Origin of the sequence: Catenovulum sp. 2E275, from assembly GCF_025515275.1 — a bacterium.
Lineage (GTDB): Bacteria > Pseudomonadota > Gammaproteobacteria > Enterobacterales > Alteromonadaceae > Catenovulum.
Window position 1 is genome coordinate 25604 of record NZ_JAOPFU010000021.1, and the last position, 24848, is coordinate 50451.

The 24848-nt window shown below is 38.5% G+C and carries 19 protein-coding genes; 3 read left to right on the forward strand and 16 right to left on the reverse strand.

Annotated elements, in window-relative coordinates:
- Positions 1-80 precede the first annotated feature (80 nt).
- The 6 genes from N7931_RS11250 to N7931_RS11275 all read right to left on the reverse strand — a co-directional run bounded on the left by N7931_RS11250 (position 81) and on the right by N7931_RS11275 (position 8099).
- On the reverse strand, positions 81-1673 hold the full coding sequence (locus tag N7931_RS11250) for an ATP-binding protein (RefSeq protein ID WP_262794127.1): 1593 nt from the start codon (positions 1671-1673) through the stop codon (positions 81-83).
- A complete protein-coding gene (locus tag N7931_RS11255) occupies positions 1670-3739 on the reverse strand; it encodes a Mu transposase C-terminal domain-containing protein (protein WP_262794128.1) in 2070 nt (689 codons plus the stop codon). The genes N7931_RS11250 and N7931_RS11255 overlap by 4 nt, the downstream gene beginning before the upstream one ends.
- The gene (locus tag N7931_RS11260) at positions 3729-4544 is read right to left on the reverse strand and encodes a TnsA endonuclease N-terminal domain-containing protein (protein ID WP_262794130.1); all 816 of its coding nucleotides are present in this window, start codon (positions 4542-4544) and stop codon (positions 3729-3731) included. The genes N7931_RS11255 and N7931_RS11260 overlap by 11 nt, the downstream gene beginning before the upstream one ends.
- A 143-nt stretch (positions 4545-4687) precedes the next feature.
- On the reverse strand, positions 4688-6517 hold the full coding sequence (gene glmS / locus N7931_RS11265; protein WP_262794132.1) for a glutamine--fructose-6-phosphate transaminase (isomerizing): 1830 nt from the start codon (positions 6515-6517) through the stop codon (positions 4688-4690).
- An 11-nt stretch (positions 6518-6528) separates the two neighbouring features.
- A complete protein-coding gene (locus N7931_RS11270; protein ID WP_262794134.1) occupies positions 6529-7305 on the reverse strand; it encodes a DeoR/GlpR family DNA-binding transcription regulator in 777 nt (258 codons plus the stop codon).
- 194 nt (positions 7306-7499) lie between these two features.
- Positions 7500-8099, reverse strand: a complete 600-nt coding sequence (locus tag N7931_RS11275; RefSeq protein WP_262794135.1) for a redoxin domain-containing protein — start codon at positions 8097-8099, stop codon at positions 7500-7502.
- A 150-nt stretch (positions 8100-8249) separates the two neighbouring features.
- On the opposite strand from N7931_RS11275, the gene N7931_RS11280 reads away from it, so the two are divergent.
- The gene (locus N7931_RS11280; protein ID WP_262794136.1) at positions 8250-10004 is read left to right on the forward strand and encodes a diguanylate cyclase; all 1755 of its coding nucleotides are present in this window, start codon (positions 8250-8252) and stop codon (positions 10002-10004) included.
- 124 nt (positions 10005-10128) lie between these two features.
- Here N7931_RS11280 and glmU read toward each other — a convergent pair whose 3' ends face one another.
- The 8 genes from glmU to urtA all read right to left on the reverse strand — a co-directional run bounded on the left by glmU (position 10129) and on the right by urtA (position 18385).
- Positions 10129-11499, reverse strand: a complete 1371-nt coding sequence (glmU, locus tag N7931_RS11285) for a bifunctional UDP-N-acetylglucosamine diphosphorylase/glucosamine-1-phosphate N-acetyltransferase GlmU (RefSeq protein WP_262794137.1) — start codon at positions 11497-11499, stop codon at positions 10129-10131.
- 177 nt (positions 11500-11676) lie between these two features.
- Positions 11677-12024, reverse strand: a complete 348-nt coding sequence (locus N7931_RS11290; protein ID WP_262794138.1) for a zinc ribbon domain-containing protein — start codon at positions 12022-12024, stop codon at positions 11677-11679.
- Positions 12025-12136: 112 nt separating this feature from the next.
- Positions 12137-13369, reverse strand: coding sequence for a formamidase (gene fmdA, locus N7931_RS11295; RefSeq protein WP_262794139.1), 1233 nt, complete (start codon positions 13367-13369; stop codon positions 12137-12139).
- 95 nt (positions 13370-13464) lie between these two features.
- Positions 13465-14160 (reverse strand): urea ABC transporter ATP-binding subunit UrtE, encoded by a 696-nt coding sequence (gene urtE / locus N7931_RS11300; protein WP_262794140.1) that lies wholly within the window; start codon positions 14158-14160, stop codon positions 13465-13467.
- A gap of 25 nt (positions 14161-14185) precedes the next feature.
- Positions 14186-14929, reverse strand: coding sequence for an urea ABC transporter ATP-binding protein UrtD (gene urtD / locus N7931_RS11305; RefSeq protein WP_262794141.1), 744 nt, complete (start codon positions 14927-14929; stop codon positions 14186-14188).
- Positions 14919-16124 (reverse strand): urea ABC transporter permease subunit UrtC, encoded by a 1206-nt coding sequence (gene urtC / locus N7931_RS11310; protein WP_262794142.1) that lies wholly within the window; start codon positions 16122-16124, stop codon positions 14919-14921. The genes urtD and urtC overlap by 11 nt, the downstream gene beginning before the upstream one ends.
- An 11-nt stretch (positions 16125-16135) precedes the next feature.
- Positions 16136-17062, reverse strand: coding sequence for an urea ABC transporter permease subunit UrtB (gene urtB, locus N7931_RS11315; RefSeq protein ID WP_262794145.1), 927 nt, complete (start codon positions 17060-17062; stop codon positions 16136-16138).
- An 84-nt stretch (positions 17063-17146) separates the two neighbouring features.
- Entirely contained in the window at positions 17147-18385 is a 1239-nt protein-coding gene (gene urtA / locus N7931_RS11320; protein ID WP_262794146.1) for an urea ABC transporter substrate-binding protein, read from the reverse strand.
- 268 nt (positions 18386-18653) lie between these two features.
- Here urtA and N7931_RS11325 point away from each other — a divergent pair, with 268 nt between their 5' ends.
- Both N7931_RS11325 and N7931_RS11330 read left to right on the forward strand, forming a co-directional pair.
- Complete coding sequence (locus N7931_RS11325) at positions 18654-22028, forward strand: response regulator (RefSeq protein WP_262794148.1); 3375 nt, start codon at positions 18654-18656, stop codon at positions 22026-22028.
- Between the two features lie 2 nt (positions 22029-22030).
- Positions 22031-22927 (forward strand): DNA-binding response regulator, encoded by an 897-nt coding sequence (locus N7931_RS11330; protein ID WP_262794149.1) that lies wholly within the window; start codon positions 22031-22033, stop codon positions 22925-22927.
- An 85-nt stretch (positions 22928-23012) separates the two neighbouring features.
- Here the strand turns inward: N7931_RS11330 and N7931_RS11335 are convergent, their stop codons facing one another.
- Positions 23013-23429 (reverse strand): F0F1 ATP synthase subunit epsilon, encoded by a 417-nt coding sequence (locus N7931_RS11335; protein ID WP_262794150.1) that lies wholly within the window; start codon positions 23427-23429, stop codon positions 23013-23015.
- Positions 23430-23456: 27 nt separating this feature from the next.
- A complete protein-coding gene (gene atpD / locus N7931_RS11340; protein ID WP_262794152.1) occupies positions 23457-24842 on the reverse strand; it encodes a F0F1 ATP synthase subunit beta in 1386 nt (461 codons plus the stop codon).
- Between the last annotated feature and the right edge of the window lie 6 nt (positions 24843-24848).

Sequence of the window (24848 nt, forward strand, 5' to 3'; positions counted from 1 at the left end):
TTTTTATCTCTTTTTAATATTTCGGTAATATCGTTTAACCATAAGCCATTAGTCAATGATTAATCCGATAATAATTAATCTTATAAATAAGGGGTTATATCTAAAATTGTCCCTGCTTTTTTAAATTCTGCATACATATCAGTATCGGCTTGAAATAGTAGCCTGAGATCATTTTCTGTATAAGCCGGGATTAATTTTTTAGTAGACTTTTTGATGTTATGTTTAGGTTTGGATAATTCTGAATTTTGCGATTTTGACGGGTTAGTTATAACTCCAATGAGCTCAAATAAAGTCTTATCAGGATGATTTACAATGGCATAATTAGCCAATTCAGGCGCTATATCTGGCCCTATTTCCATTTGGGTTAATAGCTCTATTAACTGAGTTTTGACGTCTTTTTTCACTGGCTGTTCAGTCTTTTCTGGAACAATATCCAATTCAGATTGCTTTAGATTAACCCTAATGTCGCTTTTATCTATATCTAAATCATCGAACTTTAGTATTTCGTCTTCCCGACCGAGCCTAAGCGCTCTAATCATAGGATGGATCATTTTCAGTTCTTCATCATAAACTTCGTTAATTAAGTCTTCATCGATAACTTCCTCATCAACAGTAATAGCCCTGACCTGACACAAATAAAACAGTGTAACGCATACGTGAGGAATACCCTGGGTTAACTGCCAAAATTGCTGTTTTATCGAAGGTGTTAATGGTGTTGGAGTTTCAAACCATTGTAGCCTCCACAACCGATTAATAAAATTATCCCATTCTGATAATTCATCAGGTTCATCTTTCTCAATTGAAAAACGACCCCAATCTATACTACCGTACTGACTAGCCCGTCGTGCTGACCTCATTGTTTTTGAGAAAAGAGTTAAACATGAGGGCGTTCCCACATATAAAACAGGTACGTGAATTACGTTTGAAAGCGTAACAAAAAAGTTGAGTAACTTTTTTGCCCCATTTGATTTTGCTAATTTCAAATGTTGTATTTCATCCAGCACTAATAAACCTAAAGAATGATTTGCAGCTATTCGTGCAATATCACTAAGCATGCTTTCCGCTGTTGATCTTGCTTTTACGTATAGGTCTTCATAATCGCTACCTATGGCCTTGTCTATGGCTTTAAAAAATTGAATACATAACCCTTTTTCTGAACCATCGTGGGGGCATTCTAATTTTAACCATACTAACTGAGTATGTTGATAATCCTTATGATAAATGGCCTGTTCATAAGTACTCAATATTGCTTCAACTGTTGTTGATTTACCTGTTCCTGAGCAACCAATTACGGATGTAGAAACAGCTAAACTTCCTGCATTTCGAAATATTTGACGAAAATCTATATGGTCAATTTTATTTATATTTTCCTGATGCGATTTATCTTTTATATTTCGAGATAAATAACCTCGCCTGAGCATTGTGGCGATCATCTGTTCTAACTGAATATGCTTAGAAGTAGGATAAAGAAATTTATCAATTATCCTCATCATTGCGTGCCTACGAATGTAATTGGGTAATGTTAGTTCCGCAGCTGGAATTTTTGGAAATCTATTAAGGTATTTAGCGACTTCAGCAGGACTTTTCAAACGAGGTAAAGCTTCAATCAACGGATTGCCTTGGTATTCTGATATCTCGGCTTCGTTATAAACTGCGGATGTAATATTAATCAATCGTCATCTCCAAGCAAGTCTTCAATTGATGGTAGCTTGTATTTTTTCTTTTTCTTGCCTGTTTTAAATTCTATTACTTCAGCTTGTGGTTTGGCTTCTCCAGAGACTTTTTCAGATAAAGTTTCAACAGTTCTTGCTCTCTCTAGCTTTTTTTCTTCTTTCTTATTGGATTTTATACCTTTTAGCCTTTGGGAGTTCGATTGCTTAGACTTATTCTGTTTAACTTTTTTCTGCTGAGCTTCTAATTCATTTTGCAGCTCTAACTCTGTATCCAATGCGTCTTGCTCTACTTGCTTTGATACCTTGCTCTTAATCGAATTTAAAAATGATACTTCAGGAAAAGACAGTGAACGAAATCGACGACTGCGATCTGCCAACTTGCATACCCAATAGTTCTCATAGTCACCTTTAAAACGCATATAAATTTCATCAACACATCTTGGATCAAATGAAACGATGACTGATGCTGGTCTTCCCGTTTCACCTGTTCTATCGAACCACCCAGCTTTTACAGCGTCTGCTGATGTATAAAATATTCCTCTAAATTTTATCCCTTTATCTGATACAGTTGCCTTGGATTGAGGGAGTAAATTTAGCTTAATATAATTTTCTTCTTTAAATCGAAGCCGACCAGTACGATTTTTAATCCCCCAATTCCAGAGCTGTATAGGTACAGAGGGTAAGTCCATTGGCATATCACGAGCAAAGTCATAGCCTTCGACTTCAAGCGCGTTATTACGATGCAAAATAATACGAATAATCATTCTGGTAAATTGTTTCAAATTTAAATTGGCATCTAATTCGTAGCGATGTCCCAACCGCTTTTTCCCATTAACGGGTTCAACAATACCGTCAGCGTATGGCTTAAAGCTAGTTTGGATTGTATTGAAACTTCTTTCAACACCGCCTTTATCGCTGCCCATATACGATCTTGAATTGGATAGCTGAATATTAAGTGCATTAACTAGCGCGTCTGCTTGGTTACCTAACAATTCTCCTTTGTCAGCCATCATACCAGCGGGTATACCTACGCTTGGCCAATCAGCGCTGTTAATATCAACGCCGAATTCTTTGCAAAATTCGACTTTATCGCAGAATGCATTCCTCATTGCCATTGTTGCAGTAACCCAAGAAGCCGATTCAAACCCAACATATATGCCTACGACCATTCGACTAAATACATCTTTGACTAAATAGAGAGTCGGGCGCCCAACAATTAGATCAGGATCTAATTCTGAAACTAAATAAATGTCGACAATAGTTGCGTCAATTTCGTAGCGGCCACCAGGGCCAATATTCAGGTTAGTAGAGGTACTATTTATAGGTCTGATATCGTTGTCATATATTTTTTGTGGTGTTCTAACCTTAATTACCTGACTTTTAGAATAATTTTTATAATAAAAATAGTAAAACTGATCTTTTGTTGGTACTTGTTTTTTAGGTATTTTGGGATAGTTTGATAAAAACATCCCATAAAATTTCACGTATGTTTTTGCTAACGTCATTTCTTTTTTTGTAAAGTAGTGACCTTCAATGGCTAGCTCAAAAAGGCGACAAATTTCATCTGTTATGGGAATTCCCTGACTTCCATCCTTAATCTTTCTACCTACTTTTTTACCACCTGACCGTCGTAATTTTCCTCTCGCACCAGAATTATGGTAGTTAGCTAACAGAGCATTTGGTGTCATGCCTTGCTGAAAATACTTCCTTAACTGTCGAACGTAATAAATCCTTGGGTGTTCACCATTATTTGCTGTTTCTGAAAGTAACTTATTCCTAGCAGATTTATCGAATATGCTTGGAACCTGTTCAATTAAAGGCGATATAGCTTGGTAAGCCTCATCTCTTTTTTGAATCGTGCTTTCACTCAATACAGAAGGGGTATTGTAAGGCTCAGAAATAAATTCAATTTCCTCGTTTTCGTAGTAGTCATCAAAATCCACTTGCGATATAAATTCAGGCCAAGCATTATTGTCTTTTAACTGTATAAGCCAATAATGATCAATTCCTTCATAAATAATACGAAATAACTTGCTCTCAAATTTAAAAACCCGATTAAGATACATATGCTTGTTCCTGATACCAGTTTGGGTTTAATTTCAGATCTTCAGATATCAAGGCATAGTAAGGAGTTGATAGTGAAACAAGAAATATTCGGTGAGCAATTCCATATCTCATTAAACTAATATGAAAACCTGGTTCAAGTTCATATAGATCGTCAAGACGACCACAGAGTTTGGTTAAAGCGACTGTTTTGTAATTGCTTATCCTATCCAGAAAATTAACTAAATCTGCATATTCGAATGTTTCAGACGCATGATCATCTAGACTCATCGCAGATCTTAACCACGCAATATTTTCTTTTATCGTATCCGAGATATCCTTTTCAGTGAAAATACGCCAGTCATAACCCTTTTGTTCCCAGTAGGCTTTTTCAATTTGAAGTTTTTCAACAATTCTCTTTTTATTTAGCTCGCTAGATGATTTAACCGCAATAGCGAGACTTTGACCGCAAAAAAAATCGACAAAAAGATCTGTAGTTACTATTGATAACTCACCTCGAATTTGGGGATGTCGTATACCCAGCTCTTTTGCTATAGATAATGAGTCATTTAAGGGAATAGGGAATTGTTCTCGAATATCCGAAGTTTTGGAATGCCAATCAAATACTATAAATGCTGAAAGCTCTATACCCGAGTGAAAATGATGAATTCTTTTTGCAACCCGGCTTTTAACGCGAATGCTTTCACCTGAACCACTAAATTCACCGACTTTGATAAATGGAATATAATTTTCACCAGTACCTTTACCTCGTCCTTCTTCCAATCTTTTCTTGTCTTTATCATTCAACGGTTTATTTTCATCTGACATAAAAAAGCCTCCAAGCAACCTGAGAATACTTGAAGGCTATATTTAGATCAAACTTTAATACAAAAATTGAGTTTTGATCAAACTTTAATACAAAGATCAAACTTTAATACAAGGCCACAAAAAAATACCTAAGCTACAACAACTTATTCAACCGTCACTGATTTTGCAAGGTTACGAGGCTGATCCACATCTGTACCTTTAATAACGGCAACATGGTAAGACAATAACTGTAGAGGGATTGTGTAAACTATCGGGGCGATAATATCTTCTGAATGAACTACGCTGATCACTTTTTGGGTATCATCGCTTTCAAACTTGGCGTCTTTATCTGCAAATACATAAAGTACACTACCGCGCGCGCGTACTTCTTCAACATTCGAGTGTAGTTTTTCCAATAATTCGTTGTTTGGTGCAACTACAATAACTGGCATTTCTGCGTCAATTAATGCGATTGGGCCATGTTTTAATTCGCCTGCGGCATAAGCTTCGGCATGAATATAAGAAATTTCTTTAAGCTTTAATGCGCCTTCCATTGCTATTGGGTATTGGTCGCCACGGCCAAGGAAAAGTGCATGGTTTTTGTCGGCAAATTCTTCGGCCAAAGCTTCAATTTCTTTGTTCGCTAATAAAGCGCTTTCAATTTTAGCCGGTAATTGCATTAATGCGGCAGCAATATTTAATTCGGTTTCTGCGCTTAACCCTTTGTGTTTACCAATTGCTAAGCCTAATAATAATAATGAAACCAATTGGGTGGTGAATGCTTTGGTTGAAGCTACGCCGATTTCTGTGCCGGCGCGGGTCATAAAGTTAAAATCTGATTCACGAACCAGCGACGACCCCATTACATTACAAATAGTTAATGATGATAAGTAACCTTGCTCTTTAGCTAAACGCAATGCAGCTAAGGTGTCGGCGGTTTCGCCAGATTGTGAAATTGAAACAAATAAGCTGCCTTCGTGCACATAAAATTTGCGGTAGCGGAATTCTGAGGCTATCTCAACACTACAACTTACATTTGAGTATTTTTCAAACCAGTATTTGGCCACCATACCGGCATGATAACTTGTACCACAGGCAACAATGGTGATGTGTTTAATTTGAGGGATAACGTCTTCAAAACCATTGCCAAAAATACCGCTTTCAATACCTGAGTTTGAAATACGCCCTTCTAATGTTTGGCGTACACAAGTAGGTTGCTCAAAAATCTCTTTCATCATGTAGTGGCGATATTCGCCTTTATCGGCTGAGTCTGCTTTGGCATCTACCAAATTCACTTTACGCTCAACTAATTCGCCATTTTTATCAAAGATTTCAACTTGTTTACGGGTGATTTTGGCAACATCGCCTTCTTCTAAATAAATAAAACGGCTGGTTACAGGTAATAATGCCAGTTGGTCAGACGCAACAAAGTTTTCACCAATGCCTAAACCAATAACTAACGGGCTACCTGAGCGGGCGACAACCATTTCTTCAGGGTTTTGTTTGTCGATAATGGCGGTACCATAAGCGCCGGTTACAGTTTGGGCTGCTTTTTGAACTGCGCTTAATAAATCTAAACCTGAGTCTAATAACTGGTGGATTAAGTGAGTTAATACTTCGGTATCTGTGTCGGATGCAAAATGGTAGCCTTGGCCAATTAGCTCAGCTTTTAATTCACGATAGTTTTCAATAATCCCGTTATGTACAACAGCAATTCGTTCTTGCGACATGTGTGGATGCGCGTTGCGCTCGGTTGGTTCGCCGTGAGTTGCCCAGCGGGTGTGCGCTATACCTGAACCGCCTTCTAAAAAGTTGTCAGCTAAACAGTCGCTTAAATTTTTAACTTTACCAACTCGGCGAATACGCTGAATTTCACCGTTTTTAATTACAGCTAAACCGGCTGAGTCGTAGCCGCGGTATTCTAAACGGCGTAAACCTTCTAATAAAATTTCTGCCACGTCTCTTTGTGCAATTGCACCAACGATTCCACACATATTTAATTTCCTTAATTTTGTTTAGGCATGTCTGCAATATCTACAGCTACGCCCATTTTTTCAATTTTTTTAACCGCATCGGCCGATATACCGCTGTCGGTGACTAATCTGGTAATTTGTTGCCAGTTCAATTCTAAATTGGGGATACGTCTGCCAATTTTGTCTGATTCAACTAGCACTATCACTTCTCTGGCTTGCTCTGCCATAACCCGGCTTAACCCAATTAATTCGTTAAAAGTAGTTGTGCCTCGGGCTAAATCTATACCGTCCGCGCCAATAAATAATTGGTCAAAATCGTAAGAGCGCAATACCTGTTCGGCCACTTGCCCTTGAAAAGACTCTGAATGCGGGTCCCAAGTGCCGCCTGTCATTAAAATAGTTGGCTCGTTTTCTAACTCTCTAAGCTGGTTAGCAACATCCAATGCGTTAGTCATCACAATTAAGCCACGTTTGTTATTTAAATGCGGTATTAAACTTGCGGTGGTGCGGCCACTATCAATTAAGATTCGGTTATGCTCACGAATACATTCAGCCGCTTTTGCTGCAATGGCTTGTTTGGCAGGGGAAATGGTTTTTTCTGCATCACTAAAAACTTCTTGCGGTAAAGGCACTGCACCGCCATATCGGCGCAATAATAATCCGCTTTTTTCTAGTGCGGCAAGATCCTTTCGGATCGTAACAACCGATGTTTCAAAACGCTCAGATAATGCCTCAACACTGACTTCGCCTTGTTCGTTAACTAGGCTATGTATTATGTGGCGTCTTTGTTGTGTATTGCGTTTTGACATCTTTCGTTTTTATATTTTAAGTTTCGGTTTGAAATTTAGGGCGAAATTTAAACAGAATATATCAAAAGCTGCAAGTAATTTTAGAGATCACTTAATATTATTTATTGGGTTATTCAAAAGCCAAACTACCCACAAATAACCCAGAATATAAAAACAAGTTTTAAACAGCTTTATCCACAGAGGTATAAAGCCATTTAACCTGCTTGTTTTAGGTAGGTATTTAGAATTTGTTTTATCTGCTCAGCAGATGGTCTGGTTTTAAAATCCGGATCGGCATAATACCAAAGCACTTCTCCACCTTTACCTAATAAAATGGTAGCCGGATGCGTTTGATTATCTTCTTTTTTAAGCCCAAGCATATCAACTAACGTTTGTTCTGAATCACTTAAAAATACATATTCGTCACCAAATTCATGCTGTAAATTTTTAATGCTAGCTTGATCATCCGGACTAATTGCAACCAGCTTAATGTTATAGTCTTTTAGCTCTGGGAATATTGCTTTATACGCTTTAAGCTGAGCAATACAAAACGGAAAAACTTCACCCCGATATACCACCAGCAAAATATTTTGTTTATTGGCTAACAAACGAATATTGCGCTTTTCTCCTTGACTATTGGTTAAGGCAACCGACGGAAAAGTATCTTGTTCACTTAAAGCAAAGCTTTCTATATCCGAAAAGCTTTCCGTTAAATAATCACTATCCATTTCAGCTGCATTACTTTTAACCGTTAGCAATAAACAACTCAAATACAATAAAGATTTCAAATTCATTTTGTGAAATATATTCATCATTTTTTGCTCCATTGATTTTTGACATTTAAATGAAAAACAAAACTGACCATTGGTCTCCTTAACTTGACACTTTAATAAGTATATACCTAGTATTAACTATTCTGTGTTAATTGCCGATATGTAATAAACAAATTTTGGGCATGATAAAAATTGAACATTTCTGGTTTTCTTTATACAGAGTTGGGTTATTTAAAACAGCTCATTTGGGTTTTAATTTATCTGGTTGCCAGCTCAGCTTTAGCCACTCCTGCTAATTCGATTGATCTAACCCAATTAACATCTCAACCCATTTATCCAGCCCAGCTATTAATTACAAATAAAAATACTCAGCTATCCCAACTTCCTTTAACTGACTGGCAAAATTTTTCAGCCGAAGATATAAATCAAGGTATTTCTAATTCCGCATTTTGGTTAAAATTCACGGTCACCAATCCTTCAAGTGAACCATTTGAATGGTTAATTGTAGGAGAAACATCTTATCTTGATAACATGTATGTATATTACCAAGATATTAATAACCAATATCAACAGTTGCTTTTGTCTGACCGCCAGCCTTTCAGTTCTAGACCCATAAACCATAGAACATTAGCAGCCCCAATAGTAACAGACAGTCAGCAGACTCAAACTATATTAATTAAAGCGTTTCATACTAAACCTGATTCAATAAGCTTAAATTTCCGAATAATGAATAAAGATAAATTTCAGGCTTACCTCGCCAAAGAAAATTTATTATTTGGTTTATTTTACGGTGCAATTGGCTTTGTTATTTTAATTAGTCTATTCGCGGCTATGCTTTTGAAACAGGCTAATGCTGTATATTACGCTTTATTTTTAATATTTAACTGCTTATTTTGGTTATGCCTTAATGGATTAGGTTTCCAATATATTTGGCCAAATAATATTTATTTCCATAACGAAGGCTTTCACCTTGTATATTTAGGTTTTACCATTTCAGCTTTAGAGTTTGGAAAACACTTCTTAAAACTTAAACTTAACTCACCAATATTCTTTTATATTTTTAATGCCATTCAGCTTATTGCTGTAGTAGGGGTATTACTGCGTTTAGCAGGTTTATATATTGAAATTTTATATATTTCTTTTATTTGTTTATTAACTTTAGCAATTGTAATGCCGCTAGCGAGCTTGATCACATGGAGAAAAGGGTTTAGCTATGCCTCTTGGTGTTTTATTGCCTGGGTATTTTATTCGGCAGGATTAATTTTTAGCTTGGTTAGCGCTGTCAGTAGTCAATTTAGCTGGGGCATGTTTCCCTTACTATGGCTGCAGCTTGCCAGTATCCTGGAAGTGTTTTTTTTAATGGGCGCTATGACTAAATGGGTAGTAACACTTGAAAGCGATAGAAAACATGCACTAGATCTTGCTAATCAAGATCCACTGACCGGTTTAGGTAACAGACGAATGCTTGAGGCCGCTTACACAGAATACCAAACTCAATTTATAGAACATCCAAATAAGTTTTCTCTATTTATGATCATGCTTGATTTAGATTATTTTAAAAAAATAAATGACACTTACGGCCATCAAGCTGGTGATATGGTATTAAAGGCTCTAAGCCAGCAAATTAAAAATAATTGCCGAAAGCAAGATGTAGCAATTCGTTTTGGCGGCGAAGAGTTTGCTATCTTGTTACCGCTTAATAATATTGACGAAGCTTGGCAAATAGCAGAACGTATTAGAAAACAGTTTTCAGAAACGCCGACCATTTATAAAAAACGTAAAATTCACCACACCTTATGTTGTGGAGTAGCTGAAGTCTTATCTTCCAAAATACAATTAGATATAGATGAAATGATCCGCTGTGCAGATCAAGCTTTGTATAAAGCTAAGCAAGATGGCAGAAATTTAAATTACATTTATAGCAAAAATAAAGAGTTAACAGCTTAGCTCTCATTTTCCTGAATTACTCGCAATATTTGCATCTATCCAGAAAAAAGGGGCTACATAAATATATCCCCACCAAACTTTAAGCATAAACAAGATACTCTTGTTTATGCTTACCAACTGATATTTATTTCTTCTTAACCGGACGCTGCCAGCCAGCAATATGGCGCTGTTTTGCTCTGGCGATAACCAACTCATTTTCTGTTGAGCTTTTAACAATCGTTGAGCCTGCGCCAACCGTTGTGCCTTTAGCCAATGTTACAGGCGCAACAATGGATGAATTTGAACCAACAAATACATTATCTTCTATTGTGGTTCTAAATTTATTGGCACCGTCGTAGTTACAGGTAATTGTGCCTGCGCCAACATTAACCCCAGCACCTACATCACTATCGCCTAAATAAGCTAAATGATTCGCTTTAGAGCCTTTGGCAATTTTAGTATTTTTAGTTTCCACAAAATTACCAATATGCACACCTTCGGCAAATTCTGACCCCGGACGAATTCGGGCAAATGGCCCAACAAAACAAGCTTCGCCAATTACCGCATCTTCAATAATGGTATTGGCTTTAATTAATGTGCCATCGGCAATTTTACAGTTACGTAAAATACAATTTGGTTCAATACTGACATTATTACCAAGCTCGATGTTGCCTTCAAACACCACATTAATATCAACTGCAACGTCCTGACCTACTTTTACGCTTCCACGCACATCAACCCGTGCCGGATCTCTAAAAGTAACCCCTTCAACCATTAACGCTTCAACTTGTTTTTGTTGGTAAATACGCTCTAACGTCGCTTGTTGCAAACGGTTATTAACCCCTTCAACTTCACACGTTTCTGCCGGGTTAGCGGTTTCTATCGGGTAACCTTGCTCTGCGCACATCGCAATAATATCGGTTAAATAATATTCTTGTTGGGCGTTATCGTTAGATAAATCAGCTAACCAACTTTTTAATAAATTAGCTGGTGCAGTTAAAATTCCAGTGTTAACTTCATTCACCTGTTTTTGGCTATCATCGGCATCTTTTTCTTCAACAATTGCAACGACATTACCGTCCGTATCACGAATAATACGACCATAGCCTGTCGGGTTAGCTAATTTTACCGTTAATAAACCTATACCTTTATCTGGCGCTGCTAATAATAGTTTTTGTAACGTTTCAGGGCTAATTAAGGGGACATCGCCGTATAAAATTAATACTTGTTCATCATCTGATATTTCAGGAATAATTTGCTGAACCGCATGGCCTGTGCCTAATTGCTCTTTTTGTTCAACCCAAATAAGTGACTCATCGGCCAGTGACGCTTGCAACTGCTCACCACCGTGACCATAAATCAGAATCAGTTTTTGAGCATCTAAATTATGAGAGGCATCAATAACATGCTTAACCATAGATTTAGCACCTATTTTGTGTAAAACCTTAGGTAAAGAAGATTTCATTCGGGTGCCTTTTCCGGCCGCTAGAATAACTGTTGTTAATGGCTGAGACATAAGCTCTTCCCTGTATTGTTTTGAAGAATAATAAATTGCGACAAAGCATACCTAAGCAGGGAGAAAGTGTGAAGTGAAGAGTTTAAAAATTATCGGAATCGGGAACAAAGACCTATTACAGTTTTTGAATACCCGACTTCATCTTAGTACCATTTCTAATTTTAAGAGCCGACAAGTTTAATGACTTATCATCCAAGGTCTTGCTGACGGGAATATTTTACTGCCGTCAGGCAAAAATACTGCGCGTGAACTTTTCGCCGCTTTGTGTTCACATCCGCAATTGCGACCATGCTTTTTATCGCGACTTTCGACTGTTGAGAAAACGGGCTGATGACTCGCCCTTTCATTGGTTTCATGCGCTTTTCGTTTTTCTGGCGCCATATCCAAAATATGCGGCGCAATTAAAATAACCTTGTTACTTGCTTCTCCGCATTGTGGACAAGCACAAGGTTCATTGCCCTGAGCCACCGGCACCATTTCTTGAAAAACACCATGCTTAGCACATTTATAATCGTATAACGGCATAATAAAACTCCTAGTTGAGCTGAAAATATAAAATTAAATTTGAAATCAACGGATCTCAATTTTTAGTTGAAACCCGTTGATTCTGATTTAGGATTTAACGAATCAATTAGCGTTAATCTAAATCAGGCGCTTTTGGCACATCAATTGAGCCGTCATAATATTTGGTTGGGCCATCAGCATTAATCTTAATATCTTCTTTGAAGATATCTGTCGGCAACCATAAAGTGGCACATGAGTTAGGCACATCTACCACACCACTAATGTGGCCCTGCACTGGCGCTGTACCTAAAATGGCATACGCCTGCGCTCGGGTATAACCAAATTTTTCTAAGTAGTTAATCGCATTTAAACAGGCTTGACGATAAGCCACATTCACATCTAAATAATGCTGTTTGCCTTGCTCATCTACTGAGATACCTTCAAAGATTAAATAATCATCGTATTTAGGCGTAATCGGGCTTGGCTTAAATATTGGGTTTTTCACACCATATTTACGCATACCGTCTTTAACCAATTTAACCCGTAAATGGATCCAACCCGCCATTTCAATTGCGCCACAGAAAGTAATTTCACCGTCGCCCTGACTAAAGTGCAAATCACCTACGCTTAAACCCGCATCTTTTACATAAACCGGAAAATACACTTTTGAACCACGCGACAAGTCTTTAATATCACAGTTACCACCGTGTTCGCGTGGTGGCACTGTTCGCGCACCTTCAGCGGCAGCTGCTTTTTTCGCATCACCCGTCATTTTACCCATGTGGGCAGTTTCAGCATACGGCAGGTTAGCTAAGCCCGGCACTCTGTCAGGTTCTGTGTCGTATAATTCTTTTTCGCGGGTATTCCACTCGGTTAACATTTCTTTTGACGGCAAACAGCCAATTAAACCCGGATGAATTAAACCAGCAAATTCAACGCCCGGAATATGGCGTGATGAGGTGAACATGCCTTTAAAGTCCCAAATTGATTTTTGCGCTTCAGGGAAATGTTCAGTTAAGAAACCACCACCATTTTTCTTAGAAAAGAAACCGTTAAAACCCCATTGGCTATCGTCGAATGTGCCAATATCTAAGATATCAACTTCTAGTAAATCTCCCGGCTCTGCACCTTCGACCCCAACAGGGCCTGATAAAAAGTGAACCTGGGTTAAATCAACGTCACGCACGTCACTCGCATCGTCGTTATTTTTAATTTGGCCGCCTGTCCAATCAATACACTCAATTATAAAATCATCACCTGGCTTAACCATTTCCGCCATTGGAATATCTGGATGCCAGCGGTTGTGAAGCTTTTCGTTTTCATAGGCAGATTGTTTTAAATCAACTTTGATAATGGTTTTAGTCATTTTATTTTCTCCTTGCGGACCAGCCGCAGTTTTTGGGTTGCGGTAAAAAATTCAGATGTGGGTAAGTTCAACCAACCCACTAAATAAATGGTTAATTAAACAGATAAATAACTGGCGACTTTGTCTTCGTCTATGTTGGCGATATCGTCTTCATGCACAATATTGCCGCCTTCTATCACCAAGACCCTGTCAGCAATTTCTAAAGCAAAACTTAATACCTGCTCAGAAACCAAAATCGACAAGCCTCTCTCATCCCGAATACGTTTAAGCGTGCGCGCCATTTCTTTAATAATGGATGGCTGAATGCCCTCGGTTGGCTCATCTAAAATCAAAACTTTTGGGTTGCTTGCCAATGCGCGGGCAATCGCAAGCTGTTGTTGCTGACCACCCGATAAATTGCCACCGCGACGGGTTTTCATTTCTTTTAAAACAGGGAAAAGTTCGTATAAATCACTGTCGTCGGGCAATTTTGATTGGCCGGTTGAGGTCAGTCCGGTTTCAATATTTTCAAGCACTGTCATGGTTGAAAAAATCATGCGTCCTTGCGGAACAAAACCTAACCCGTTCGAAACCCGTTCAAAACTTTTCATTCCGGTTAACTCGGTATCACCAACGGTTACCGTGCCGCCGCTTTCAGGCACCATGCCAATTAGCGACTTCATCAAGGATGTTTTGCCCATACCATTACGTCCCATAATGGCGACAATTTCGTTTTCTTTAACTTCAAAGTTAACGCCATGTACAACTTCACTTTGGCCGTATGACACCCGATAATCTTTAACTTGCAGCATAATGTTCTCCGCCTTAAAGCCCTTGTTAGTGACCCAGATAAACTTCAACTACTTTAGGATCTTTCTGTACCCGCTCCATGCTGCCTTCAGACAATACTTTGCCCTGATGCAGCACTGTGACTCTGTCAGCAATTTCTTCGGCAAATTGCATATCGTGTTCGATTACAATCACAGAGCGACCTTTGGTAATACGCTTGAGTAATTCTGCTGTTTTGCGTCTTTCCGCAACCGACATACCGGCAACCGGTTCATCCAGCATCAACAAATCCGGTTTTTGAATCAGCAACATGCCAATTTCCAACCATTGTTTTTGACCATGGCTGAGCAGTCCGGCGGGTTGTTCGAGTAAATCCTTTAAAAAGATGGATTCAGCAATTTCATTAACTTGATCAATAACTTGCTGGTCACGTTTAAAAAACAGCGCGCCAAATACGCTGCGTCCTTTCGGATACGACAACTCCAAGTTTTCAAACACGGTTAAATCTTCATAAATCGATGGATTCTGGAATTTTCGGCCAACACCCGCGTGCACAATTTCGTGTTCACTCATTTTGGTGAGCTCTTTATCTCTGAACTTAATTGAACCTTCAGTTGATTTTGTCCGCCCACAAATTAAATCCAAGACTGTGGTTTTGCCGGCTCCATTCGGGCCAATAATGACCCGAATCTCGCCTTCATCGACATAAAGAGATAAATCGTTAACCGCTTTAAATCCGTCAAAAGAAACGGTTAATCCCTCAACCGCTAAAACAAAATCATTAGTTTTCATAACGCGCTCCTGCAATTAAGCTCGCTGAATCATCATCGTCATCCGTTTTTTGTGATGCGCTTTTAACCTCGGTTTTTGCCTTTTGTTCAGTGGCAATTGCTTTTGGCTGACGCTTGAATTTAGCTTGCACCCAAGGCAATACGTATTGCTGATACAAGCTGGCTAAACCATTCGGGAAGAACAACACCACACTGATAAACAGCGCACCCATTGCAAATAACCAAAGCTCAGGGAAAGTTTCAGAGAAACTGGTTTTGGCAAAATTAACCAGTAGCGCCCCATAAATTGCACCAAAGATAGATAAACGGCCACCAACAGCACACAAGATAACCATTTCAATTGAAGGCACTATGCCGACAAAAGTAGGTGACATAAATCCCACCTGCAAAGTGAACATAGCGCCACCAATTGCAGAGAACATTGCACCTATGCAGAAAACAAAAATCTTAAAGTTTGAAACGTCGTAACCAGAGAAACGCACACGTTCTTCACGTACTCGCATCGCAACCAAAATACGACCTAATTTGTTTTTTCGAACAAACTGAGCAATCGCTAAGCAGACAAATAACAAAACCAAATTAACAAAATAAAGCAGATATTTAGCGCTGTCGGTTCGAATATCCCAGCCTAAAAAGGTACGTAAATCGGTAATCCCATTAACGCCACCGGTATAACCCTGCTGACCGATAATTAATATCGTTAATATCGCAGCAATCGCTTGTGTGATAATCGCAAAATACACTCCACCCACGCGGCGTTTAAACATGGCTACGCCAATAAAAAATGCAAACACAGTAGGTACAGCAATCACCGCAAATAAGGTAAAAGGTAAACTATGGAAGGGTTCCCAAAACCAAGGTAATTCAGTTAGCTGGTTCCAGTCCATAAAGTCAGGAATACCAGGCGTAGATTGAATCGCGGTATTTTCAGGGCTGGACGCTTCCAGCTTTAAAAACATCGCCATACAATAACCGCCTAAGCCAAAAAAGATGCCTTGGCCCAAACTTAAAATACCGCCATAACCCCAACACAAAACCAGACCCAGTGCGACAAACGCGTAGGTCAGATATTTACCGACTAAATTGAGTCGGAAAATATCCATGGTTAGCGGAAAGACCACCGCCAAAATCACAGCTAAAATAGCAAAGGCGATAACATCATTTCGTGGAAAAATCTGTTTTAGTGAATGCATCATAATTTATATCCTTAGTGACGAATTTTCATTGCAAACAGGCCTTGTGGTCTAAGCATTAAAATGCCGACGACAAACAATAAGGTAAGCACCTTGGCCATAGAGCCACTTAAGAAAAATTCCATTGTTGATTGCGCTTGTGAAATACTGAAAGCGGATGCGATTGTACCCAATAAGCTCTGTGCCCCACCAAATACCACCACAAGGAAAGTATCAACAATATAAAGCTGACCTGAAGTTGGTCCGGTTGAACCTATCATGGTAAATGCGCTGCCCGCGATGCCGGCGATACCACAGCCTAAACCAAAGGTAATACGGTCGACTTTTTCGGTATTAATACCTACTGCACTTGCCATAGGTCGGTTTTGCACAACTGCGCGAACCTGACGACCCCAGCCAGATTTATACATTAACCAATAAACTGAAAGCGCAATAACCAGAGTTAATACCATGACAAAAATGCCGTTAATTGGCACTTCAATTATGTCGGTTAGAGCGTAAGAGCCCATCATCCAGTCCGGTAACGAAACCCCAACTTCGCGTGCACCAAAAATTGTGCGGTAAAGCTGCTGTAAGATTAAACTTAAACCCCAAGTTGCTAACAATGTATCTAAAGGGCGTTTATATAAAAATCGTATCAATCCCCATTCCACCGCCATTCCGAGCAAAAAGGTCACCCCAAACGCCAGTATCATGGCAACAAAGAAATACCCGACAAATAAACTGGGCATGTATTCGGCAAATATATTGGAGGTCAGATAGGTGATATAGGCCCCCAGTATCATGAATTCGCCATGCGCCATATTGATAACACCCATTTGGCCAAAAATAATCGCCAAACCTAGCGCCATTAATACGAGCACAGAAAAGAGTATTAAACCTGCAAACCCTTGCATTGCAAAAATTGCGGTTAACTCGGATGCGCTGTAATCGGCAAACATATCTCCATCCTCCGGTTAAAATAATAGATAATAAAACTGCTTTGAAATGGCGTGGATTCGAGGAATCCACGCTTAAATCAGGTTTTATTGATAACCTTCTGGGAATGGATTAGGTTCCATTAGTTCTTTGGTTTCATAAACAATATCGTACTGACCATTCGCTTTTGCGTGGCCAATTCGAGTTTTAGACCAAAGGTGGTGATTTTCATGGATACGGACATAACCTTCGGGTGCAGTAGTTAACTCAATACCCGGAGAGGCGGCGCGTACTTTGTCGATATCAAATGAACCCGCTTTTTCTACCGCAGCTTTCCATAACCAAGGACCTAAATAAGCAGCTTGAGTGACGTCGCCAATTACAATGTCATCACCCCAACGCTTTTTAAATGCCGAAACAAAAGATTCGTTGTTCTGATTTTCGATACTCTGGAAATATTTCATCGCAGCATAAGCGCCTTGGATATTTTCACCACCGATACCTAAAATCTCATCTTCAGTTACAGATATAGTCAGCACTAATGGTTTTTCTTTGGTCATATCAATACCTGCTGCTTTAAGCTGTTTGTAGAAAGCAACGTTTGAACCGCCTACTACAATTGCATAAATCACGTCTGGTTTTTTCAGCTTAATCTTGTTGATAACCGAGTTAAATTGAGTGTGACCGAGTGGATAATATTCTTCACCAACCACATTTAATCCCAATTTTTCAATATGTTTGCGTGCAATTTTGTTAGATGTTCTTGGCCAGATATAGTCAGAACCTAATAAGAAGAATTTTTTAGCGTCTTTGTTTTTCACAACCCAGTCAATACCCGCTAAAATTTGCTGAGTTGCTTCCTGACCTGTGTAAATAACGTTTGGAGACTGTTCTAATCCTTCATAGAAAGTTGGGTAGTACAACATACCATTGTATTGCTCAAATACAGGTAAAACCGCTTTACGTGAGGCTGAAGTCCAGCAACCAAATACAGCTGCAACCTTGTCGTTTACTAATAGCTTTTTCGATTTTTCAGCAAATGTTGGCCAGTCGCTCGCACCATCTTCTTGAATATATTCAATCTTACGACCCAATACACCGCCCATCGCATTAATTTGCTCAATCGCAAGTTTTTCTGCTTGCACCGAGCCGGTTTCACTAATCGCCATAGTGCCGGTTACTGAGTGTAAAATACCAACCTTAACTGTATCATCAGTTACAGCCAGACCAGTAGAATTAACCTCAGCGTGTGCTAATGGATTCGCTGCTAAAGAGATAGCAAGCGGTAAAGCCAGCTTTTTCAGCAGGCTGGTTACTTTGGTTTTTAAGCCTTGTTTAGTTTTCATATCGCCACCTTATTTAGTTATCCTCAAGTCATAAGAAACCGTTTGAAGTGAGTTCTTACGCTTGTAAATCAGTCTAAACTTTCGTGATATTCCAACAATTAGCTCAATACCCCAGTTAACTGCGTTATTTGGCCCTGGCACATTCAACTTATAGCTATAAGTTAATTGACGTATATGAATGCTCTACAAAAGCCATAAGAATTAAAATGAATATTTGGCTTATACATTGCTTCAGCTACCGCCTTACATTGAATCATCAGGTAATAAGATGTCTGCAGAACAAGATATTTTTCGAGTTAGACGAAATTACAACAAATGGGTCGCTGACCATACGTTGGAGGATTATTCGCTCCGATTTACTGCAAAATCTGCACGGAATTGGTCAACTGGACAAATCGCGATTACGGCAATTGGTGCCATTTCATTTTTAGCGTTGGAAGCCATTGGTGGTGTTATGACTCTATCTTATGGTTTTACTAATTCTTTTTTAGCTATTTTAACTGTCTCATTAATTATATTTTTAACGGCACTGCCCATTTGTTATCACGCAGCTAAACACGGCATTGATATAGATTTATTAACTCGAGGCGCGGGTTTTGGTTATATAGGCTCAACAATTACCTCCCTTATATATGCCAGCTTTACTTTTATATTTTTTGCCATAGAAGCAGCCATAATGGCAATGGCATTACAACTCACATTAAATATACCTTTATACATAGGGTATTTTGTCTGCGCGGTTATTGTCATCCCTTTGGTAACCCACGGAATAACTCAAATTAGTCGGTTTCAGCGTATAACTCAGCCTGTCTGGCTGGTTTTACAAATTTTACCTCTGATTTTTATTGCCATTCATGAATGGCAAGCATTTGAAAACTGGACTCACTTTGAATTAATCCCAGTTGCAGATAGCCAAACAGGCTATTTTCACTTGCTACTTTTTGGTGCGGCCGCGTCTATAATGTTTTCCCTCATTGCCCAAGTTGGGGAACAAGTCGATTTTTTGCGTTTTTTACCTCAGGCTGAAAACCAGAAAAAACAATGGTTCTGTGCGCTCATTTTTGCAGGTCCTGGTTGGATCTTGGTTGGCGCTATAAAAATTTTAATTGGCTCGTTTTTAGCCTATTTAGCATTGTCGCATGGGTTAAATGTTCAACAGTCAGTTGATCCCAATCACATGTATTTAGTTGCTTTTAGCTATATAAGTAATAATCCAAATTTAGTTTTATGCTTGGTTGGCCTATTTGTGGTGATATCTCAGCTCAAAATTAATGTCACTAATGCTTATGCTGGCTCAATTGCTTGGTCTAACTTTTTTTCACGAGTCACTCAGAATCATCCAGGACGGGTTGTCTGGCTAGTCTTTAATGTCGCTATTGCATTGTTATTAATGGAGCTAGAAATTTTTGCAATTATGGAAAAAACGCTGTCAATTTATGGCTTAATCGCTGTCGCTTGGGTCGGCTCTTTGGTTGCAGATTTAACAATTAATAAACCACTAAAATTACGCCCACAAGAAATTGAATTTAAACGAGCTCACTTATACGACATTAATCCGGTAGGTTTTGGCTCGATGATTTTGGCTTCTGCTTTAGGCATTTACCTACATTTAGGTTTTTATGGGCCGGTATGGGCTGCATTAGCCTCTTTTGTTACGCTGGCAGCCACTTTAGTTTTAGCCCCTTTAATCGCTTGGCTCAGTAAAGGTAAGTTTTATATTGCAAGACCAAATCTTATTTCTTCAACCGCACCAGCTATTTTAAAATGTTGTATTTGTGAACATTCTTTCGAACGTGAAGATATGTCATTTTGTCCTGCTTATGCAGGTTCTATTTGCTCTTTATGCTGTGCGCTAGATACAAGATGTCATGATCAATGCAAATCTAACTCAAGGTTTTATGACCAATTTTTAAATTTAATAAAATTATTATTACCCCGTAACTGGGCAAATAGAATTAATACCCGAATTTGCAGTTTTATTGGCTTAATTACTTTAGCCTGCTTTCTAATTTATGGATTATTAATTTTTATTTATTTTCAAATAGTTATTGAAACCCAGATAGATCAAGAGCTATTAACTAGCGCTTTAGTTAAGTCATCATTTATTTTAATAATTATTGCCGCTGTAATTTGTTGGGTATTTGTTTTAATGAGTGAAAGCCGACGTATTTCAATGAATGAAACCCGTCAGCAAACCCGTTTATTAAAACAAGAAATATCAGCCCATAAGAAGACAGATCAAGAGTTGCAGCAAGCTAAAGAAATTGCAGAGTCAGCAAACCAAGCTAAAAGCCGATATTTAGCAGGTATTAGCCATGAGCTTAGATCTCCGCTAAATGCAATATCAGGCTATGCCCAACTACTCGAAAAAAATAAAATAGCACCGGAGCGAACAGAGCAAGCGGTAAGTGTGATACGCCGAAGTAGTGAATACCTTGCAGACTTAATAGAAGGTTTATTAGATATTTCAAAAATTGAGGCTGGTAAATTAGATTTAATTAAAAATGAAGTACATTTACCATCCTTACTTAATCAAATTGTCAGTATGTTTAAACTACAGGCAGAAAATAAGTCTATTGAATTTATATACTTAGTTAAAGGACACTTACCTGAATTTGTCAGAACAGATGAAAAACGTCTACGTCAAATATTAATCAACTTGTTATCTAACGCGATTAAGTTTACCCATAAAGGGCAAGTTAAATTTGAAGTAATCTATAAAAACGAAATAGCTAAATTTATTATTACTGATACTGGGGTAGGCATAGATGAATCTGAACACAGTAAAATTTTTAAACCTTTTGAACGAATTAGAAAACCGGGAGAGCCTTATGTTTCTGGTACGGGGTTAGGATTAACAATTACGAACCTTTTAACCGAAATTATGGGCGGCCATATATCCCTCAACAGTAAAAAAGACAAAGGCAGCCAATTTACTGTTTCTTTAATGCTAAGTGGTATAAGTAAAAATTATATTTCAACCAGCCGTATTAATCAGGTTATCACCAGTATCACAGGAGATAATAAATTAATTATGTTAGTTGATGATGATCCAACTCATCGAGGATTAATAAAAGAAACTTTATCGACACTTGGATTTTCAATTGTTGAAGCGGCTGATGGTTTTGAATGCTTAAATTTATTAGAAGGCTGCCAACCTGATCTATTTCTATTAGACGTATCTATGCCAGGCATGACAGGTTTTGAATTGACTCGTCTATTACGAGAAAAATCACTATTTACCCCAATTATAATGGTTTCAGCTGATGCCAGAGAAAATCAATTACAAGATACAACTCAACATGCTCATAATGATTATGTCGTAAAACCAGTCCAATTAGATACTCTAATTGAAAAAATAGGGGAACATTTAAACTTACAATGGAACTACAAAACCAGTGAAACACTAGAACAATTTGATGAAAAGAATAAACCTCAACAGCAAATACCAGTGCTATCCGAAAATATAATAAATGAGCTATTGGCACTTAGTGAAATGGGCTATTACAAAGCTCTGTTAAGTAAATTAAAAAAACTCCAAACAGATAACTCTGCGACACCAGAATTTATCAGTCAACTTTTAATATTATGTAATAAATTTCAATTTAAACAGATAAGTCAAATTTTGCGAGAAACCCTATGACAATGCACAGAAAACAAAAAAATGTTGTGCTGATAGTAGATGATTCACCCGAAACATTAAGTATGTTAAATGATGCATTAGACGGGCAGAACCTTACATTATTAATAGCAATGGAAGGCCAACAAGCTGTAACAATTGCTGAAAATATTCATCCTGATATTATTTTAATGGATGCAATGATGCCAAATATGGATGGTTTTGAAGCTTGTAAAATTATTAAACAAAATCCCTTATTAAAACATACCCCTGTCATTTTTATGACAGGTATGAGTGATACTCAAAGTGTAAAAAAAGGGTTTGCGGCTGGCGGCACTGATTATATAACAAAGCCCATAAACCCTGATGAATTGATCATCAGAATGCAGTCCCATTTATCCAATGCAAAAATAACCATACATGCACAGCAAGCGTTAGATAATTCAGGGCAATTTTTATTTGCGGTTAACAAAGTAGGGCAAATCAAATGGGCAACTCCGCAAACTTATCAATTATTTGAATTAGCTGGTGCTGATGAGCAATGGCTCACCACAAGTCTTGCTAAAAAGTTGGCTAATTTTGTTGTAAACCCTGATAAAAGGCAATTTCCATTGCGAATTAATGCCGCACAAAAACCACTGGAATTAAAATATATATCCGAAACTGATGATAACGAATTTTTACTACGCCTTTCAGATTTAGAGCAACCGGATGAAACAGTAATCCTGCGTAACAAGTATCCACTTACAGAACGTGAATCAGAGGTATTATTGTGGATAAGTAAAGGGAAAACCAATAGAGAAATAGCCACTGTACTTAGTATGAGCCCAAGAACCGTCAACAAACACTTAGAGCAGATATTTAAAAAGCTCGGAGTAGAAAATAGAACATCAGCTGCGGCTATGGCTTTACAGTGCTTTTAAGTTTTAGTTGCTCAAACATACCATAACAAAAAGGACAGCAATTGCTGTCCTTTTTTAGTATTTAACTAACTTTATAATTAATTAGTTATTTTGTGCGGCGGCGCATTTCTTCAATAATTCTGATTTGGGCAACTGCTTTAGCAAGCTCCATAGCTGCTTCTGCATAGTTCAAATCAGAAGATGAATTGTGAATATGCTCTTCTGCACGACGTTTAGCATCTAAAGCTGCCTGTTCATCTAAATCTTCACCGCGTACTGCAACGTCAGCCAAAACAACAATGCCGTTTGGTTGAACTTCAAGTACACCGCCAGATAAATAGATCAGCTCTTCTTCGCCAAACTGTTTAACTAATTTAATCATACCAGGCTTAATTGGTGTGATTAAAGGAGCATGGCCGTATTGTACGCCAAGCTCACCTTCCACACCGCTTACCTGAATTGACTCAACTAAACCGGAGAAGATTTTTTCTTCGGCGCTGACTACGTCTAAATGAGTTGTCATAGCTGCCACCTTTTACCTCCGGTTTAATTATAAGCTTTTAGCTTTTTCAACAGCTTCTTCTATTGGACCAACCATATAGAAAGCTTGCTCAGGTAAGTGATCATACTCACCAGCTAAAATGCCTTTAAAGCCAGAAATTGTATCTTTTAATGATACATAACGACCCGGTACACTGTTAAATACTTCTGCTACGAAGAACGGTTGAGATAAGAAGCGCTGGATCTTACGAGCACGAGCTACAACTTGCTTATCTTCTTCAGATAATTCATCCATACCTAAGATAGCGATGATATCTTTAAGTTCTTTGTAACGTTGTAATACGATCTGTACACCACGAGCTGTGTCATAGTGCTCTTGACCTACTACTAACGGATCTAACTGACGTGAAGTTGAATCTAGTGGATCGATTGCAGGGTAAATACCTAATGCAGCGATGTTACGAGATAATACAACTGTCGCATCTAAGTGAGAGAAGGTCGTTGCTGGTGATGGGTCAGTCAAGTCATCCGCAGGTACATATACCGCTTGGATTGAAGTGATTGAACCAGTTTTAGTAGAAGTAATACGCTCCTGTAAAACACCCATTTCTTCAGCAAGAGTAGGCTGATAACCTACCGCAGATGGCATACGACCTAACAATGCAGATACCTCAGTACCAGCAAGTGTATAACGGTAGATGTTATCTACGAAGAATAATACGTCACGACCTTCGTCACGGAATTTTTCAGCCATAGTCAAACCAGTTAACGCAACACGTAAACGGTTTCCTGGTGGCTCGTTCATCTGACCGTAAACTAACGCTACTTTATCAAGTACGTTAGAATCGTTCATTTCATGATAGAAGTCATTACCTTCACGAGTACGCTCACCAACACCAGCGAATACAGAGTAACCACTGTGCTCGATAGCGATGTTACGGATAAGTTCCATCATGTTTACGGTTTTACCTACACCGGCACCACCGAATAAACCAACTTTACCACCCTTAGCGAATGGACATACTAAGTCGATTACTTTAATACCTGTTTCTAACAAATCGTTAGAGTTGGCTTGATCTTCATAGCTTGGTGCTTCGCGGTGGATTGACCAACGCTCTTCTTCACCAATAGGACCCGCTTCATCAATTGGGTTACCTAAAACGTCCATGATACGACCTAAAGTTTTAACACCTACAGGTACAGAAACAGGTGCACCAGTGTTAACAACTTTAAGACCACGACGTAAACCGTCTGAAGAACCCATAGCGATGCCACGAACAACACCACCACCTAATTGTTGCTGTACTTCTACAGTCAAACCAGCGATATCGCCTTCTTCTACTTTCAACGCATCGTATACTTGCGGTACTGCATTTTGTGGAAACTCAATGTCCACAACCGCGCCGATGACTTGAACGACTAGACCTGAACTCATTATCTT